The following is a 1126-nucleotide window of genomic DNA, read 5'->3' as shown; positions in this document are numbered from 1 at the left end:
CAGGGGACCAAGCTGCTGGTCATCTGTCTCGTGAACGTCTCCGTCGCCATGGCCATCGGATTGGCCATCATGAATCTCTGGCAGCCCGGTTTGGCCTGGTTGGGGCACGTGGATGAATTGCTCCACCTCGTGCCAGGCACAACCGTCTCATCCTCGGCGCTGGCCAACGTGCAGGCCGGGTCACAAAGTCCGATCGAGTATCTGGCGTCCTATATTCCCCGCACCCTGACCAATCCATTTACAAGTAACAATATCATCGGCGTCGTCCTTCTCGCTCTGCTCCTGGGTAGCACCCTGCGATACCTGTACGGCAAATCAGACCAGACGAGTGGAATCGTTGTGATGGTCGCGCGGAGTATTGAACGCATCTATGGGTGGCTCGTCTTGATCCTTGAGTGGATTATTGTCGTGGTCCCGCTGGCCGTCTTTGGTGTTGTCGCCCAGGTCGTGGGCAAGTCGGGCGTGGGTGTGTTTTCCGTCCTCTGGATCTTCCTCGTGGCGATGCTGACAGGCCTGGCGGTCCACTCCCTTCTCTATTACCCCCTGGTGGCCTGGCTGGTCGGAAACAAATCTCCGAAGCAGTATGTGGGACAGGGGGCTGATGCCATCATGACGGCGGTCTCATGTAATAGTAGTTTGGCCACCGTGCCGGTCACGCTGCGTTGTCTGGAACGGATGCGGGTGTCGGCACAATCGGCGCGCCTTGCAGCGTGCGTCGGGACAAATCTCAACAACGACGGCATCACGCTGTACGAAGCGATGGCCGCGCTGTTTCTCGCACAAGCGTTGGGCTATGACCTCCCCATGGCAAAACAGGTCTTGATTGTCCTCGCGTCCATCATCGCCGGAGCTGGTGTCGCCGGCATACCGGAAGCCGGGCTGATTGTCTTGCCGCTGGTCTTGGCCGCTGCCGGACTGCCGGATCAGGTCATCTTGGCCGCGATTCCCCTCATCATGACGGTGGACTGGATCATCGCCCGCGCCCGCTCGGGTGTGAACGTCATGAGCGACATGCTCGTCGCCATCTTGCTCGACGCCGGAAAGCCGGCACCGGTAACGAAGCCACTTACTTAAGAGCCTGTTCATAATCTTTTCAGCAGCAACACAAGAAACGCGAGGGCGGTCA

General features: G+C 59.0%; 1 protein-coding gene. It reads left to right on the top strand.

What is annotated here, in order from left to right; translation table 11 throughout:
* Positions 1-1074, top strand: a 1074-nt coding sequence (locus ACMTNU_RS20765; RefSeq protein WP_413937190.1) for a dicarboxylate/amino acid:cation symporter, incomplete at its 5' end; no start/stop codon positions are given.
* Between the last annotated feature and the right edge of the window lie 52 nt (positions 1075-1126).

The organism is Nitrospira sp. BLG_1 (genome assembly GCF_047338595.1).
Lineage (GTDB): Bacteria > Nitrospirota > Nitrospiria > Nitrospirales > Nitrospiraceae > Nitrospira_D.
The sequence above is the reverse complement of the archived record's forward strand: the minus strand, read 5'-3'. Positions and strand labels throughout refer to the sequence as shown.